The organism is Microbacterium sp. BLY, assembly GCF_017939615.1.
Classification (GTDB): domain Bacteria; phylum Actinomycetota; class Actinomycetes; order Actinomycetales; family Microbacteriaceae; genus Microbacterium.
Genome location: NZ_JAGKSR010000001.1, coordinates 1,859,331 through 1,874,355, shown reverse-complemented (window position 1 = coordinate 1,874,355; position 15,025 = coordinate 1,859,331). Strand labels below are relative to the sequence as shown.

Genomic DNA, 15,025 nt, shown 5'->3' with positions numbered 1-15,025 from the left:
AGTGAGCGCCGTGAACGACACCCCCGTGGACACGCTGTCGTTCGAGGCGGCCCGCGACGAGCTCGTGCGGGTCGTCGCCGAGCTCGAGCAGGGGGCACCGACCCTCGAGCACTCGCTGGCACTCTGGGAGCGGGGCGAGGCTCTGGCCGCCCGCTGCGAAGAATGGCTGCTGGGCGCCAAGCGTCGTCTGGACGCCGCCCGCGCGGCCTCGACCGACGAGAGCGCAGGCGAGACGTCATGAGCAAGGGTCCCGCGATCAACGCCGACCTCGGTCGTCCGGAGACCCCGGAGGAGACCGCGTCGCGCAAGGCCGCGTCGAGCAAGGCCTACCGCTCGAGCCAGACGGTCCGCAATCTCGTCGCCGCCCTCCTCGTGACCCTGGCGGTCGTCGTCGTCATCATCGCGCTCGTCCCCCGGGGTGAGCCGGTCGCCGCGAAGCCGATCGACGTGGCCGCCATCGCCGCGGACGTCGAGTCGTCGATGGGCAGCCCGGCGATCGTGCCGGACGCCGACGAGTTCTGGCGGGTCAACGCGGCGGAGCTCCAGAGCGGCGCGACGGTGGTCTGGGACGTCACGCTCGCGCCCGCCGCACAGGACGAGCGCGGCTTCATCAAGCTCGCCCAGGCCTTCGACGCCGACGCCTCGTGGGCCCCGCAGCGTCTCAACGGCGCCGCGCCCACCGACACCGTGCGCATCGGCGGCCTCGACTGGGACGTCTACCAGCCGGGCTCGGCCGGCGCCGAGGCGAACATCACCTACGCCCTCGGCACGCAGGCCGGCGACGACTACGTGCTCCTCTATGGCTCTCGCTCGGCGGACTCCACCGCGGAGCTCGCCGAGTCGCTCATCCCCCAGATCCGCACCATCTCGGAGACCCGATGACCCACCCGCTGACCCCCGCCGCCGCCTGGAAGCAGATGCAGGACGGCAACCGCCGTTTCGTGCGCGACGAGCCGCAGCACCCGAACCAGAACGTCGACCGCCGCAAGGACCTGACCGCGGCGCAGCACCCGGTCGCGACGCTGTTCGGCTGCTCCGACTCCCGTCTCGCCGCCGAGATCATCTTCGACCTCGGTCTCGGCGACCTCTTCGTCGTGCGCAACGCCGGTCAGGTGATCGGCGAGTCGATCGTGGCGAGTCTCGAGTACGCGGTCGCCGTTCTCGAGGTGCCGCTCATCGTGGTCCTCGCGCACGACTCGTGCGGGGCGGTGCGTGCCGCCATCGACGGCACCGCGATCGACGCGGAGCCGCTGCCCCCGCACATCTGGAAGCTGATCGCGCCGATCGTCCCCGCCGCCCGCAAGGTCCTCGCCGAGAGCGGCGGCGGAACGGTCGCCGACATCGACGCCGATCTCGTCGGACGCGAGCACCTGCGCAACACGGTCAACGACCTGCTGCAGTCCTCCGAGATCATCAGCAACGCCGTCGCCGAGGGCCGTCTGGGCATCGTCGGCGCGAACTACCGTCTGGCCGAGGGCGAGGCAGTGCCCGTCGTCACGGTCGGCATCGAGGCCGAGGGGATCGACCCCGCAACCAAGGAGGGTTCGGAATGACCGACACCGAGTACCGCATCGAACACGACACCATGGGTGAGGTGCGAGTGCCCGTGAACGCGCTCTACGGAGCGCAGACGCAGCGAGCCGTGGAGAACTTCCCGATCTCCGGCAAGGGCCTGGAGTCCACGCAGATCGCCGCGCTCGCGCGCATCAAGAAGGCCGCCGCCCTGGCCAACAAGGAGCTCGGCACGCTCGACGGAGCCATCGCCGACGCGATCGCGCAGGCCGCCGACCAGGTCGCCGCCGGCGGTCACGACGGCGAGTTCCCGGTCGACACCTACCAGACCGGCTCCGGCACCTCGTCAAACATGAACATGAACGAGGTCCTGGCGACGCTCGCGAGCCGCATCCTCGGCTCGACGGTGCACCCCAACGACCACGTGAACGCGTCGCAGTCGTCGAACGACGTGTTCCCGACCTCGGTGCACATCGCGGTCACCCAGGCGCTCATCGACACCCTGATCCCGGCGCTCGACCACCTCGCCGTCGCGCTCGAGGCCAAGGCGGAGCTCTGGAAGGACGCGGTCAAGTCGGGCCGCACGCACCTCATGGACGCGACCCCCGTCACGCTCGGCCAGGAGTTCGGCGGCTACGCCCGTCAGATCCGCCTCGGTATCGAGCGCGTGCAGTCGGCGCTCCCCCGTGTGGCCGAGGTGCCCCTCGGTGGCACGGCGGTCGGCACCGGCATCAACACGCCGCTGGGCTTCCCGCAGAAGGTCATCGAGCTGCTCGCGGCCGAGACCGAGCTGCCGATCACCGAGGCGAAGGACCACTTCGAGGCGCAGGCGAACCGCGACGGCCTCGTCGAGGCATCCGGTGCGCTCCGCACCATCGCGGTATCGCTCACGAAGATCAACAACGACCTGCGCTGGATGGGCTCCGGTCCCAACACCGGTCTCGGCGAACTGCACATCCCGGACCTGCAGCCGGGTTCCTCGATCATGCCGGGCAAGGTCAACCCCGTCGTGCCCGAGGCCGTGCTCATGGTGTGCGCGCGGGTGATCGGCAACGACGCCACCGTCGCCTGGGCCGGGGCCTCCGGTTCGTTCGAGCTGAACGTCGCCATCCCGGTCATGGGCACCGCGCTGCTCGAGTCGATCCGTCTGCTGTCGAACGCCTCGCGGGTGCTCGCCGACAAGACGATCGACGGCCTGCAGGCGAACCTCGACCGCGCCGCCGCCTTCGCCGGCATGAGCCCGTCGATCGTGACCCCGCTGAACAAGCTCATCGGCTACGAGGCCGCAGCGAAGATCGCGAAGCACTCGGTCGCCAACGGCATCACGGTGCGCGACGCCGTGATCGATCTCGGCTACGTCGAGCGCGGCGAGCTCACGCTGGAGCAGCTGGACGAGAAGCTCGACCTGCTGTCGATGACCCACCCGGGCTGACCCGCGCTCGACGACGGATGCCGCGAGGACCACGGTCCTCGCGGCATCCGTCGTCTCCGCCCCCTTTCTGTCCCGTCCTCCCGGCTCACCTTCCCGGCCCCGCCGCGGTCCCCGTCGACCCGGATCCCGTCCCCGTCCGCCCTCGTTCGTGTCTCGGATGCACGACCGCGCTCCGTCCGCACGACGGTTTCCCCGGATCATGACTACCCGCGGCTCCGGATCGTGCACGTGACCCCTCCTCCACGAATCCTCGGACTCCCCGGCTCGTCCCCAAAGCTCCCCGCGCGTCCCGTGGCGGCGCGGGAAGACGCAGAATCGGCGGATGCTCGATCCCGTCTCGACCCTTCACCGTCTCGGAGGCATCGCCCGCGGCCGCCAGCTCGGCGCGTTGGGTATCTCCCGGTCGGCGTTGTCCCGCTCGGTGAACGCCGGTCGCATCCTCCGCGTCCGCGCCGGCGTCTTCGCCACTCACGGCACCGACGCCGACGTCGTCACCGCGGCCGCACATGGTGGCGCCCTCACCTGCGGAAGCGCACTGCGCACCCATGGCGTCTGGGTGCTGTCGGAAAGCGACGCGCCGCACGTGTGGCTCGGTCGCAACGGCCGCGCGCACCCGCACCTCGGGTGCCGTTGCGTCCGGCACCATTTCGAGGGACGCACCCGGTTCGGCATCGTGGAGGTCGAGGACGCGCTCCAGCATCTGCACACCTGCGAGGGCGACGAGTCGTTCTTCGTCTCGTTCGAGTCGGCCTGGCGGCTCGGACTGATCGGGCGGGCGGCGCGCGACCGGATCCGCGCCGCGCTGCCGCGGTCCGCCCGTTGGCTCGTGGACTTCGCTCGTCCGGACGCGGACAGCGGACTGGAATCCCTTCTCCGACTCCGTCTCCATCTCCTCGGCGTCCACCTCACGACGCAACTCGCGATCCCCGGTGTCGGCCGCGTCGACTTCGTGGTCGACGGCCGTCTCATCATCGAGGTCGACGGCCGGGAGCACCACGGCGCCCCCGCGATGCGTCACCGGGATCTCGCCCGCGACGCCGCAGCATCGCGACTCGGGTATGAGACTCTGCGCTTCGACTACGCGCAGGTCGTGCACGACTGGCCCGCGGTCCAGGCCGCGATCGAAGGAGCCCTGCGTCGAGCCCGCGACCGCCTCTGACGGCGGCAGCCTCTGCAGGTCCTCGTTCCGTTCGCACGACCCGGTTCCGCCCGCACGCCCCGGTTCCGTCCGCACGACCTCCTTCCGTCCGCACGACGCGGTTCCGCCCGCACGACTCATCCACCCCCAACGGCCGGCTGTCGGTGCAGGATCGTGCAGGTGCCGCTACCGACGTCACCGCACACCACTCGGACGGACGCACGAGCCGAATACGCCTGCACGACTGAATCCCTCCGGTGGACCCACTGTCGTCATCGGATCGTGCATCCGCGTGACCGCGCGGCCGTTTGTCGGATCGTGCTGCCGACGGGACTGTGCATCCACCGACTCGTCAGAAGTGGCGGCGGGCCCACGAGTGCACGAGCCCGTCACGGATGCACGATCGGATAGGCCCACGAGGCTCGCGAATGGGGGCAGGTCGTGCGACCGGAACCGGGGCGGGCGGGCCCGTCGTTCGGGCGGGCAGGACGAGGGCGGGCGGGCGGGCGGGCGAGGGCGGGCCCGTCGTGCGGGCGGGCCCGCCCGTCGGCTCGGGTCAGCTGAGTTCGCCGCCCTCCAGGAGGTCGGTGACGAGCGCGGCGATCGCGGAGCGCTCCGAGCGGGTGAGGGTGACGTGGCCGAAGAGGTCGTGACCCTTGAGGGTCTCGATGACGCTCGCGATGCCGTCGTGCCGTCCGACACGGAGGTTGTCGCGCTGCCCCACGTCGTGGGTGAGGATGACGCGCGAGTTCTGACCCATGCGGCTGAGCACGGTGAGCAGCACGTTGCGCTCCAGCGACTGCGCCTCGTCGACGATCACGAACGCGTCGTGCAGGGACCGTCCGCGGATGTGGGTGAGGGGCATGACCTCCAGCAGCCCGCGTTCCACGACCTCGTCGATGACGTTGCCCGACACGACCGAGCCGAGCGTGTCGTACACCGCCTGCCCCCAGGGGTTCATCTTCTCCCCCTGGTCACCCGGCAGGTATCCGAGCTCCTGCCCGCCGACGGCGAACAGGGGACGGAAGACGATGATCTTCTTCTGCTGCTGCCGCTCCAGCACGGCTTCCAGGCCCGCGCACAGCGCCAGCGCCGACTTGCCGGTGCCCGCGCGGCCGCCCAGCGACACGATGCCCACCTCGGGGTCGAGGAGCAGATCGATGGCGATGCGCTGCTCCGCCGAGCGCCCGTGCATGCCGAAGATGTCGCGGTCGCCCCGCACCAGGCGGAACTCCCCGTCACCGGTGACCCGGCCCAGCGCCGAGCCGCGCTCGGAGTGGATGATGAGTCCGGTGTTCACCGGAAGGCCGTGCACGTCCTCACTGAGTCCGACCTCGCTCTCGTAGAGGTCGCTGATGTCGTCACCGGAGAGATCGAGCGTCGCGATCCCGGTCCAGCCCGAGTCGACGGCCTGCTCCGCGAGGTACTCCTCCGCGCGCAGCCCGAGCGACGCGGCCTTCACCCGCATCGGGAGGTCCTTCGACACGATGGTCACGTCCTGGCCGTCCTGCGCCAGGTGCATCGCCACCGAGAGGATGCGGCTGTCGTTGTCGCTGAGGCGGATTCCCGCGGGCAGGACGGAGAGGTCGGTGTTGCCGAGCTCGACGCGAAGGGTGCCCCCCTCGCCGACCTCCACCGGGAAGTCCAGGCGACCGTGCTCGATGCGCAGGTCGTCGAGGTGCCGCAGCGCCTGCCGGGCGAAGTAGCCGATCTCCGGGTCGTGCCGCTTGCCCTCGAGCTCGGTGATGACGACCACCGGGAGGACGACCGAGTGCTCCGCGAAGCGGAAGAGCGCCTGCGGATCGCTCAGCAGGACCGAGGTGTCGAGGACGTAGGTGCGCAGATCCTGATCCGGTTCTGCGGCCGCGGCCTGACTCGGCGTCTGACGGGTGGACTGCTGCGCGATGCTGGTGGACTGCTGCGCTGTACGTGTGGTCACGACCCACTCCCGACCCGGGGAATCCCGGCTATTCGAACGAGTCGACCAGGGGGTCACGAGTCGCGAACCTGAGGCCGACCCGACCGGGCGCCTTGCCCGATGCCTTGAAGGTACGACCGCAGGACGGTTTTCCACGGGCTCGACACGCCAGCGATTCGTTACGGGACGATGAACGATTCCCTGCCGGATGACCCGAGCGCCTCGTCGAGAAGGGCGAGGGTGTCGGCATCCGTCCCCGCATGCGGCGCGACGCGGATCGAATCGCCGCGCGCCGTCACGACCACGCCCGCATTGGCGAGAGTCGCAGCGAGCCGCGCCGGCTCCTCGGGCGCGAGCGCCACGATCCCGGCGCGCTCCGCGCGCTCGCGAGGCGACACGACGGCGATCCCGTGGCGATCGGCGGTCTCGATGACCGCGTCCACCTGTGCGGCGAGCCGCTCCTCGATCGCCGCGACGCCCACGTCGCGCACGTCGCGTGCGCCGATCGCGAGGCGGCCGGCCGCGAGGGTGTCGGGCATGCTCACGGTGTACGCGCGGGCGGAGAGCGCGGGCGGCGGGCGCTCGTCGACGACCAGCCCGCTGGCCGTCGTGCCGGTGATGCCCGAGAGCACGGGGGCGATCCGTTCCCGCGCCCGCGCCGAGAACCAGGCGAATCCGGTGCCGCGTCCGGCACGGAGCCACTTGTAGCCGTGACCGACGACGACGTCGGCGATCGTGTGCTCGACATCGATTACGCCGAAGGACTGCACCGCATCGACGATGAGCAGCCGGTCCGGGCCGAGCACGTCACGCAGCGCGGCGAGGTCCGCCCGGTATCCGGTCCGGAAGTCGACGTGGCTGACGGCCAGGGCTGTGACGTCGTCGTCGAGCGCGGCGGCCACCACCTCCGGGGTGACCCGGCCGTCGGCGGGAGTGATCCACCGCGGCGTCACCGCATGGTCGGACGCCGTCGCCGCCCGCTCGAGGGTCAGACTCACGCTCGGGAACTCCGCCGTGCTCGCGATGACCGCGCCGGAGACGCCGGAGAGCGCATGCTGCAGGCCGTGCGTGGACGACGGCTGCAGCGTCACTTCCTCGGCGGTCACACCGAGCAGCTCGGCGATGTACTCCTGCGCCTGGCCGATCCGCTCCCCCACGAGCGCGAGTGACGAGGGTCGTCCGCTGCCGAGCAGGTCCGCGTCCGCGAAGACCTCCGCGCGCACCGACGGCGAGAGGGGCCCGAACGCCGCCCAGTTGAGGTACCCCGGCTCGATGTCGAAGCTGCCGACGTAGTCCTCGAATGTGCTCACTGCGTCATTGTGGCACGCACCCGGCCGCCGCGGTCACCGCCCGAATCGGCGGTCCCGGTCGGCGTAGTCGCGGATCGCGCGGAGGAAGTCGACCTGCCGGAGGTCCGGTCCGAGCGCCTCGACGAAGTAGAACTCGCTGTGGGCGCTCTGCCACAGCAGGAAGTCGCTCAGTCGCTGCTCGCCGCTCGTGCGGATCACGAGGTCCGGGTCAGGCTGACCGCCGGTGTACAGATGCTCGCCGATCATCTCCGGTGTGAGCTGCGCCGCGAGGTCCTCCATCGTGCCGCCCGACGCCTCGTGCTGGGTGATGATGCTGCGCACGGCGTCGACGATCTCGTTGCGCCCGCCGTAGCCGACCGCGAGGTTCACGTGCAGTCCGGTGTGGTCCTTCGTCCGTTCCTCCGCATCGGCCAGCACACGTGCCAGCTCGGCGGGGAGGATGTCGGAGCGCCCGACGTGCTGGACCCGCCAGTTCCCCTTCTGCGACAGGGCCTCCGCGAGCTCCGCGATGATCTCGATGAGGTCGGCGAGTTCGGCGGAGTCCCGCTTGCGCAGGTTGTCGCTGGAGAGGAGGTAGAGCGAGACCACCCGCACCCCCAGCTCGTCGCACCAGCCGAGGAACTCCTGCATCTTGGCGGCGCCCGCGCGGTGCCCTTCGGCGGGGGTGTCGAACCCGAGCTGTCGGGCCCATCGGCGGTTTCCGTCGATCATCATCGCGACGTGATGCGGGACCGAGGCCGGATCGAGGTGACGACGCAGCCGGCTGGTGTACAGCCGGTACAGCGGCCCGCGCCCCGGGCTCTCGCGTGACATCACCCACCTACGCTACCCTGACCCGCCGTTCCGCGCCGTGTGCAGAGTCTGGGGACGTGTGCGGTTCGCGGCATGCGGGCCCGCTTACAGTAGGCGTGTGAGCACTCCCGACCAGACCGGCGCCGACCTTCCCCAGCTGCCGCTGCTCGAAGCGGCGGCCGCCGATGCGGCCACCGAGATCAAACCGACCTGGCGCGGCTGGATCCATGCGGGCACCTTCCCCGTCGCGATCGTCGCGGGCATCGTCCTCATCGTCGCGTCCCACGGCGCACCGGCGAAGTGGGCGGCGGCGGTCTTCATGGCCACGTCGCTGCTGCTGTTCGGAAACTCGGCCATGTACCACCGCTTCAACTGGCGGCCGCGGGTGAAGGGCATCCTGAAGCGCATCGACCACGCGAACATCCTGCTGCTCATCGCCGGCACCTACACCCCCCTCGCGACTCTGGCCTTGCCGCCCGAGAAGGGTGTGCTGCTGCTGACGCTCGTCTGGAGCGGGGCCCTGCTCGGCATCCTCTTCCGGGTGTTCTGGATCAACGCGCCGCGCTGGCTGTACGTCGCGCTGTACCTGCTGCTCGGCTGGGCCGCCGTGATGTACATCGTCGACCTGCTCACTGCGAACGTGGCCATGATGGTGCTCGTGATCATCGGCGGACTGCTCTACACGGGCGGCGCCGTGGTCTACGCGTTGAAGAAGCCCAACCCGTGGCCCGGGCACTTCGGCTTCCACGAGATCTTCCACGTGTGCACCGTGCTGGCGTTCCTGTGCCACTGGGCCGCCTGTCTGCTCATCGCCCTGCACCCGCTGTCGCCGTCGCTCGGCGCCCCCTGAGCCGGCGTCAGCGGTCGCGCGGCTCCTCGTCGCCGCGGCGCTCGGCATCGCGCGCGTCCGGCGTCTCCGGAGCGGGGCCGTCGCCCTCCGCGGCAGCGCGGGCGGCCTCTTCCGCGTCGAGCTCCTCGCGAACCTCTTCGCGATAGCGCACGCGACGGATCCGCCGGTTCATGTCCCAGATCAGCAGGATCACGGCGACGAGCACGATGACGATCACCGCGAAGCCGGCGAAGCCCGGCGTGACCGACTCCGGCGCCACCGTCATCGACGGCGTCGGCATCGGAGTATCGGAGAGGAAGCGCATGAATCGGCCTTTCGTACGCAGGTCGCATAACCTGGTATCACCAGCCTAACGACCGGAAGACCCCACCTGTGACGACCGCCTCCCAGCTCGACGAACGCTATGGCCGCACCCGCCGGGGCCGGTGGCCGTGGATCCTCGGCGGGGCCGTCGCCCTGCTCCTCGTCGGCGCCCTCGCCTGGTCCACCGTGAGCCAGTCCCTCAGCTCCGTCGACGCCGACGACCTGGGGTTCGAACTCGTCGACGAGCACGCCGTCGACCTGCGTTTCCAGGTGACCGGCGTGCAGGGCAAGGACGTGGTCTGCGTGCTCGAGGCGCTCGACGAGGAGTTCGGCGTCGTGGGCTGGAAGGTCGTGGAGATCCCGGCCGGAGACGCCCACTCCCTCACCCGCGCGGAGCGAATCCCCACCGTCGCCGAGGCCACGACAGGTTTGGTGAACACCTGCTGGGTCGCCTAGACTGATGCCAGACAGACGACGCCCCGGCACCGTGCCGGGGCGTCTTGGCATATCCCCCGCGGCATCTCGGCGGGATCCCGATAGAAGGAGCTTCGTCATGTCCACCGATGCTCAGGTCCCCTTCCTCACGCAGGAAGCCTATGACCGGCTCGTCGCCGAGCTGGAGCACCTCTCCACCGTCGGTCGCGACGAGATCGCCAAGCGCATCGAAGCCGCCCGGGAAGAGGGCGACCTCAAGGAGAACGGCGGCTACCACGCGGCGAAGGACGAGCAGGGCAAGCAGGAGGCCCGCATCCGCACCCTGGAGGCCCTGTTGAAGACGGCGAAGGTCGGCGAGGCTCCCGCCAGCCGCGGGATCGTCGAGCCGGGCACCGTCGTCACCGCGATCGTCGCGGGCGGCGAGGAGGTCTTCCTCCTCGGCAGCCGTGAGATCGCCGCCGGCAGCGACCTCGACGTCTACAGCGAGGCCAGCCCGCTCGGACAGGCCATCCTCGGCCTCAAGGTCGGCGACTCGTCGTCGTACGAGGCTCCCAACGGCCGCTCGATCAGCGTCGAGATCGTGAAGGTGGAGACCTACACGGGCTGACGCCCCGGATCACACGACACCCCCTCGACCGCCACGGTCGAGGGGGTGTCGCACGTTCGGGAGTCAGTCCGGGACGACGATGGGGGCGAAGCCGGCACGCCGCAGGGTGTCCAGCGTGTGCGCCGAGTGGTCGGCCCCGCGGGTCTCGACGCTGAGCTCGAGGATGACCTCGCTGATCTGCAGTCCGTGCCCGTGGCGGGTGTGCATCGCCTCGATGACGTTCGCCCCCGCCTCCGCGATGAGCTCGGACACCCGCGCGAGCTGCCCCGGACGGTCGGGCAGCGGGATGCGGATCGTCAGGTAGCGGCCGGACGCGGCCAGGCCGTGGGAGACGACCCGCTGCAGCAGGAGGGGGTCGATGTTCCCTCCGGTCAGCACCGCCATCGTCGTGCCCGTCGCCGCCACCCGGCCGGACAGGAGCGCCGCGACTCCCGCGGCACCGGCGGGTTCGACCACGACCTTCGCCTGCTCCAGGAGCACGAGGATGGCACGGGCGAGGTCGTCGTCGGAGACGGTGACCACCTCGTCGACGAGGTCCTTGATGATCTCGAACGGCACCGCTCCCGGGCGGGCGACGAGGATGCCGTCGGCGATGGTCGGACGTGTCACGATGTCCACCGGCTCACCGGCATCCAGCGACGGCGGTACCGCGGCCGCGTTCTCCGCCTGCACCCCGATCACCCGGATCGTGCGGCCGAGTTCGGCGGCCCGGGCCTTGACCGCCGCAGCGACACCCGCGATCAGCCCCCCTCCCCCGATGCCGAGGACGACCCTGTCGATCTCGGGGGCGTCCTCCAGCAGCTCGAGGCCGAGGGTGCCCTGACCGATGACGATGTCGCGGTGGTCGAACGGGTGGATCAGCACGGCTCCGGTCCGCTCGGCGAACTCCGCGGCCAGACGCAGCGAGGTGGCGACGGTCTCGCCCTCGAGAACGACCTCCGCCCCGTAGCCGCGCGTGGCGAGGAGCTTGGGCACCGGCACCCCGAGGGGCATGAAGATCGTCGCCGGGATGCCGAGGGCCTGCGCGGCCAGGGCCACGCCCTGCGCATGGTTGCCGGCGGAGGCGGCGACGACGCCGCGCGCCCGCTCTTCGGCGCTGAGCCGGGACAGCCGGTAGGCGGCACCGCGGATCTTGAACGAGCCCGTGCGCTGCAGATTCTCCATCTTCAGCAGCACGGGGGCGCCGACCGCGTCCGAGAGCGCCCGGGACGGCAGCGTCGGAGTGTGCGAAATCACCTCAGCCAGACTTCGAGCCGCGTCCTGGAACTCGGTCAGGCTGGGGACTGCGCTCATCGATTCCTCCGTCTCCGCTCGCGCGGAACTGTGCTCCAGATCAGGTCTCCGCTCGGTCCGACGCCGGTGCGCCAGGATCCCGAGCTGATGGTCACCGCGGCGACGTTCACGAACGCGGCCAACGGGACGGCGAAGAGGGCACCGGGGATGCCCGCGATCATGGCGCCGCCCGCGACCACGAGGACGACGGCGAGGGGGTGCACCTTGACGGCGGACCCCATCATGATCGGCTGCAGGATGTGCCCCTCGATCTGCTGGACGGCCAGCACGACGACGAGCATCCAGAGCGCGATCCACGGACCGTTGTAGACGAGCGCCAGGAAGACGGCGACGGCACCGGTCACGACGGCACCGACGATGGGGATGAACGAGCCGAGGAACACCAGCACGGCGACGGGGAGCGCGAGCGGGACCTGGAGCAGGAAGGCGCCGAGGCCGATGCCGATCGCGTCGATCGTGGCGACGAACAGCTGGGTCCGCGCGTAGTTGACGATCGTCGTCCAGCCGTTGCGGGCGGCGCCGTCGACGGCGGGCCGGGCGCGACGCGGGAAGATCTTCAGGGTCCAGCGCCAGATGCCCGCGCCGTCCGCGAGGAGGCAGATGAGGATGAACAGGGCGAGCAGCGCACCGGTCGCCACGTGGCCGACGGTGGTGCCGATCGCGAGGGCCCCGGTCCACAGCACCTGGGCCTGCTCGCTGATGAGGTCGAGGCCCTGCTGGAGGTAGTCGGCGATCTGCGTGTCGGAGAGGTTGAGCGGCCCGTCGTGGAGCCACACCTGGAACTGGTCGAACGCCTCGGTGGTCCGCTGCTGCACGTCGGGGAGCTGGGCGCGCACCTGCCAGACGACGAGCCACATGAGCCCCGTGACGATGGCGATCGTCCCGATGAGCGAGATCGCGATCGCGAGCCAGCGCGGGAAACCACGGCGGAGCATCCAGGAGAAGGCCGGCCAGAGCAGCGCCGTGATGAGGATGCCGACCATCAGCGGGATGACGAGCAGCTTCAGCAGCATCACGAGCCAGATGAAGACACCGGCGGCGGCCGCGATGAGCAGGAGGCGCCAGGCGTAGCTCGCCGTGATCCGCAGCGGCAGCGGCACTGCCTCGTCCGCTTCGGTGGTCACGGTCCGATCGGTCACCACGGGGCGCGGACGGAACAGATCGCGCAGCCGGGGTCGCTGGTCCTCGCTCATCGCCTCAGTCTACGGTCATGCCGTATGCCGTTCGACGCATCTTGCCGGCCGGGACGATGTCGGCCTCCGGGGATACGCTGGCGGCGTGACCGACACCCTCAGTCCCGCTCAGGCGCGCCGGATCGCCCTCGCCGCACAGGGCTTCACCCGTGCACGCCCCGCCACCGTCTCCGCCCGCCATCTGCACCGCGTGATGGACCGGCTCGGCGTGCTGCAGATCGACTCCGTGAACGTGTTCGCCCGATCGCACTACCTTCCGTTGTTCTCCCGCCTCGGCTCGTACGACCCCGCGCTGCTCGACCGCCACTTCCTCTCCCCCTCCACGCGCTACATCGAGTACCTCGCCCATGAGGCGACGTTCGTGCCGGTCGAGGACTGGCCGCTGTGGCGCTTCCGGCGGGACGACTTCCGCCGGCGCTGGGCGGCGGAGGACTCCTGGCTCCGCTCCAACGCGCGCACGGTGCAATGGGTGCAGGACGAGCTCCGCACCCGCGGACCGCTCCGCCCGGCGGACCTCCGGGCCGACGCCCCGCGGGAGCGCGGCACGTGGTGGGACTGGGACGAGGTCAAGCTCGCCCTCGAGCATCTGTGGCGCACGGGCGACGTGGCGGTCCGCGGGCGCCGTGGATTCGAACGCGTCTACGCGCGCGCCGAGGACGTGATCCCGGAGCACATCCGCACCCAGGACGTCTCCCGCGAGGAGGCGATCCGCGAGCTCATCCGCCGCGCGGCGCGCTCGAGCGGGGTCGCCACGGCGGCCGACCTCGCCGACTACTACCGGATCCGCGATCGCGTCGCCGTGACCACGGCCATCGCCGAGCTCGTCGACGCCGGCGAGCTGCAGCCCGTGTCCGTTCGCGGGTGGGAGCGCGGTGGCCGCCCCCTCCCGGCGTGGCGGCATCGCAACGCCGTGCTCCCGCGGCGCGTCGAGACCGCCGCCCTGCTGACACCGTTCGACCCCGTCGTTTGGTTCCGCGACCGCGCCCTGCGGACGTTCGGGCTGGACTACCGCATCGAGATCTACGTGCCGGCCGCGAAGCGCCGCTACGGCTACTACTCGCTGCCCGTGCTGGTCGGCGACCGGATCGTGGCGCGTGTCGACCTCAAGGCCGACCGCGCCGGCTCGGCCCTCCAGGTGCAGTCGGCCTGGTGGGAGCCGCAGGCACGGCCGGGTGACGCCGATGCGATCGCGGCGGAGCTCCTGCGGGCCGCGCGGTGGCAGGGCCTCGACCACGTCTCGGTCTCCGGATGGGGAGACGCGACCGCGGCGGTGCACGCCGCCCTGTCGGCGGACGACACGGCCGCGGTGCGCCGTCACCGTCACGTCCGAGAAGGGGTCGCATGAGCCGCCGCCGCTGGGCCCTCATGGGCGGGATCGTCGCGCTGCTGGCGGTCGCTGCCGTCGCCTGGTGGGCTGTCGCTGCGCTGCGACCGGCTTCGCCCGAGGACGCGGCACAGGCGTATCTGCATGCCCTGGAGTCCGGCGATCCCGCCCAGGTCACGGCGACCGGGATCGACGTGTCCGAGGACGCGCTGACGGCGTTCGCCGGGGCGACGGCGACGATCGCGGACGCCGCGGTGACCCGGGTGCGCGACGGCGACGACGAGGCGACCGCGACCGTCTCGTTCCGGCTCGACGGCGCGGCGCACGAGGCCCGACTGCGGCTGACGCCGCAGAACGGCCGATGGACCGTGGACGACTCCGGCCTCGGCCGGCTGACCGCGTCGACCACGATCGGCTCGGCGGTGGCCCTCGGCGGCGCCGTGATCCCTGCCGGGGAGCAGACCGCGCTGCTCCCCGCCGTGTACCCGGTGGCCGCCGCGCCCACGGCGCTGCTCGCGGGGGCGTCCGAGGTGGTCGTGCTGCCGGACGAGGTCGTCGAGACGGAGGTCACCGCCGAGCTCCGCCCCGAGACCACGGAGGCCGCGCAGGAGCAACTCGACTCCTACCTGGAGACCTGCACGGCCGGCGGCTCCGCGACGCCCGGGCACTGCGGCATCTGGATCCCCTGGGGCACCGAGTTCCGTGCGGTGACGGGCGTCGCCTTCACCGTCGAACGGTTCCCCGCCGTGGCACTCACGCCGACCACGTTCACCGCGGACGACGGCGTGCTGGTGGCCACGGTGACCGGAACCGGCCAGGACGGAGCGCCCCGCTCGGTGACCTACCGCAGCGAGACGTGGAGCGTCCGCGGAGAGGTCGCCTTCACCGCGGACGATCTCATCCTCACCGTCCGGTGAG

Annotated in this window: 16 protein-coding genes; 10 read left to right on the top strand and 6 right to left on the bottom strand. The window is 71.1% G+C overall.

Features of this window, described 5'->3' with window-relative positions:
- The first annotated feature begins 1 nt into the window (after position 1).
- From KAF39_RS09250 to KAF39_RS09230, 5 genes are all read left to right on the top strand, one after another.
- Positions 2 to 241 (top strand): exodeoxyribonuclease VII small subunit, encoded by a 240-nt coding sequence (locus tag KAF39_RS09250; RefSeq protein ID WP_210676992.1) that lies wholly within the window; start codon positions 2 to 4, stop codon positions 239 to 241.
- Complete coding sequence (locus KAF39_RS09245) at positions 238 to 882, top strand: DUF4245 family protein (protein WP_210676991.1); 645 nt, start codon at positions 238 to 240, stop codon at positions 880 to 882. The genes KAF39_RS09250 and KAF39_RS09245 overlap by 4 nt, the downstream gene beginning before the upstream one ends.
- Positions 879 to 1,553: a carbonic anhydrase gene (locus KAF39_RS09240; RefSeq protein WP_210676990.1), complete on the top strand. Its 675-nt coding sequence runs from the start codon at positions 879 to 881 to the stop codon at positions 1,551 to 1,553. Before KAF39_RS09245 ends, KAF39_RS09240 begins: the two co-directional genes overlap by 4 nt.
- Positions 1,550 to 2,944 carry an aspartate ammonia-lyase gene (locus KAF39_RS09235; protein WP_210676989.1) on the top strand — a complete coding sequence of 465 codons (1,395 nt, stop codon included), beginning with the start codon at positions 1,550 to 1,552 and terminating at the stop codon, positions 2,942 to 2,944. Before KAF39_RS09240 ends, KAF39_RS09235 begins: the two co-directional genes overlap by 4 nt.
- A 322-nt stretch (positions 2,945 to 3,266) precedes the next feature.
- Complete coding sequence (locus KAF39_RS09230; RefSeq protein WP_210676988.1) at positions 3,267 to 4,103, top strand: type IV toxin-antitoxin system AbiEi family antitoxin domain-containing protein; 837 nt, start codon at positions 3,267 to 3,269, stop codon at positions 4,101 to 4,103.
- Between the two features lie 535 nt (positions 4,104 to 4,638).
- On the opposite strand, the gene KAF39_RS09225 is transcribed toward KAF39_RS09230, so the two are convergent.
- The 3 genes from KAF39_RS09225 to KAF39_RS09215 all read right to left on the bottom strand — a co-directional run bounded on the left by KAF39_RS09225 (position 4,639) and on the right by KAF39_RS09215 (position 8,123).
- Positions 4,639 to 5,988 (bottom strand): PhoH family protein, encoded by a 1,350-nt coding sequence (locus KAF39_RS09225; RefSeq protein WP_210678011.1) that lies wholly within the window; start codon positions 5,986 to 5,988, stop codon positions 4,639 to 4,641.
- A 191-nt stretch (positions 5,989 to 6,179) separates the two neighbouring features.
- Entirely contained in the window at positions 6,180 to 7,310 is a 1,131-nt protein-coding gene (locus tag KAF39_RS09220) for an aminotransferase class V-fold PLP-dependent enzyme (RefSeq protein WP_210676987.1), read from the bottom strand.
- A 33-nt stretch (positions 7,311 to 7,343) separates the two neighbouring features.
- Positions 7,344 to 8,123 (bottom strand): isoprenyl transferase, encoded by a 780-nt coding sequence (locus tag KAF39_RS09215; RefSeq protein WP_210678010.1) that lies wholly within the window; start codon positions 8,121 to 8,123, stop codon positions 7,344 to 7,346.
- A gap of 97 nt (positions 8,124 to 8,220) precedes the next feature.
- Between KAF39_RS09215 and KAF39_RS09210 the strand changes: the two genes are divergently transcribed.
- Positions 8,221 to 8,952, top strand: coding sequence for a hemolysin III family protein (locus KAF39_RS09210; RefSeq protein WP_210676986.1), 732 nt, complete (start codon positions 8,221 to 8,223; stop codon positions 8,950 to 8,952).
- A gap of 7 nt (positions 8,953 to 8,959) precedes the next feature.
- Here the strand turns inward: KAF39_RS09210 and KAF39_RS09205 are convergent, their stop codons facing one another.
- Positions 8,960 to 9,256 carry a hypothetical protein gene (locus tag KAF39_RS09205; RefSeq protein WP_210676985.1) on the bottom strand — a complete coding sequence of 99 codons (297 nt, stop codon included), beginning with the start codon at positions 9,254 to 9,256 and terminating at the stop codon, positions 8,960 to 8,962.
- A gap of 68 nt (positions 9,257 to 9,324) precedes the next feature.
- On the opposite strand from KAF39_RS09205, the gene KAF39_RS09200 reads away from it, so the two are divergent.
- Together KAF39_RS09200 and greA are read left to right on the top strand one after the other, a co-directional pair.
- Positions 9,325 to 9,711 carry a DUF4307 domain-containing protein gene (locus KAF39_RS09200; RefSeq protein WP_210676984.1) on the top strand — a complete coding sequence of 129 codons (387 nt, stop codon included), beginning with the start codon at positions 9,325 to 9,327 and terminating at the stop codon, positions 9,709 to 9,711.
- Between the two features lie 97 nt (positions 9,712 to 9,808).
- On the top strand, positions 9,809 to 10,297 hold the full coding sequence (gene greA / locus KAF39_RS09195) for a transcription elongation factor GreA (protein WP_210676983.1): 489 nt from the start codon (positions 9,809 to 9,811) through the stop codon (positions 10,295 to 10,297).
- A gap of 63 nt (positions 10,298 to 10,360) precedes the next feature.
- Here the strand turns inward: greA and ilvA are convergent, their stop codons facing one another.
- Both ilvA and KAF39_RS09185 read right to left on the bottom strand, forming a co-directional pair.
- Positions 10,361 to 11,590 (bottom strand): threonine ammonia-lyase, encoded by a 1,230-nt coding sequence (ilvA, locus tag KAF39_RS09190; protein ID WP_210676982.1) that lies wholly within the window; start codon positions 11,588 to 11,590, stop codon positions 10,361 to 10,363.
- Positions 11,587 to 12,783 carry an AI-2E family transporter gene (locus tag KAF39_RS09185; RefSeq protein WP_210676981.1) on the bottom strand — a complete coding sequence of 399 codons (1,197 nt, stop codon included), beginning with the start codon at positions 12,781 to 12,783 and terminating at the stop codon, positions 11,587 to 11,589. Before KAF39_RS09185 ends, ilvA begins: the two co-directional genes overlap by 4 nt.
- A gap of 85 nt (positions 12,784 to 12,868) precedes the next feature.
- On the opposite strand from KAF39_RS09185, the gene KAF39_RS09180 reads away from it, so the two are divergent.
- Positions 12,869 to 14,128 (top strand): winged helix-turn-helix domain-containing protein, encoded by a 1,260-nt coding sequence (locus KAF39_RS09180; RefSeq protein WP_210676980.1) that lies wholly within the window; start codon positions 12,869 to 12,871, stop codon positions 14,126 to 14,128.
- Complete coding sequence (locus KAF39_RS09175; RefSeq protein WP_210676979.1) at positions 14,125 to 15,024, top strand: hypothetical protein; 900 nt, start codon at positions 14,125 to 14,127, stop codon at positions 15,022 to 15,024. Before KAF39_RS09180 ends, KAF39_RS09175 begins: the two co-directional genes overlap by 4 nt.
- The last annotated feature ends 1 nt before the right edge of the window (position 15,025 follow it).

Bases quoted from the DNA above. Each gene is read 5' to 3' on its own strand.
- KAF39_RS09245 (WP_210676991.1), top strand. From the start codon at position 238: ATGAGCAAGGGTCCCGCGATCAACGCCGACCTCGGTCGTCCGGAGACC.
- KAF39_RS09240 (WP_210676990.1), top strand. From the start codon at position 879: ATGACCCACCCGCTGACCCCCGCCGCCGCCTGGAAGCAGATGCAGGAC.
- KAF39_RS09235 (WP_210676989.1), top strand. From the start codon at position 1,550: ATGACCGACACCGAGTACCGCATCGAACACGACACCATGGGTGAGGTG.
- KAF39_RS09230 (WP_210676988.1), top strand. From the start codon at position 3,267: ATGCTCGATCCCGTCTCGACCCTTCACCGTCTCGGAGGCATCGCCCGC.
- KAF39_RS09215 (WP_210678010.1), bottom strand. From the start codon at position 8,123: ATGTCACGCGAGAGCCCGGGGCGCGGGCCGCTGTACCGGCTGTACACC.
- KAF39_RS09205 (WP_210676985.1), bottom strand. From the start codon at position 9,256: ATGCGCTTCCTCTCCGATACTCCGATGCCGACGCCGTCGATGACGGTG.
- greA (WP_210676983.1), top strand. From the start codon at position 9,809: ATGTCCACCGATGCTCAGGTCCCCTTCCTCACGCAGGAAGCCTATGAC.
- ilvA (WP_210676982.1), bottom strand. From the start codon at position 11,590: ATGAGCGCAGTCCCCAGCCTGACCGAGTTCCAGGACGCGGCTCGAAGT.
- KAF39_RS09185 (WP_210676981.1), bottom strand. From the start codon at position 12,783: ATGAGCGAGGACCAGCGACCCCGGCTGCGCGATCTGTTCCGTCCGCGC.
- KAF39_RS09175 (WP_210676979.1), top strand. From the start codon at position 14,125: ATGAGCCGCCGCCGCTGGGCCCTCATGGGCGGGATCGTCGCGCTGCTG.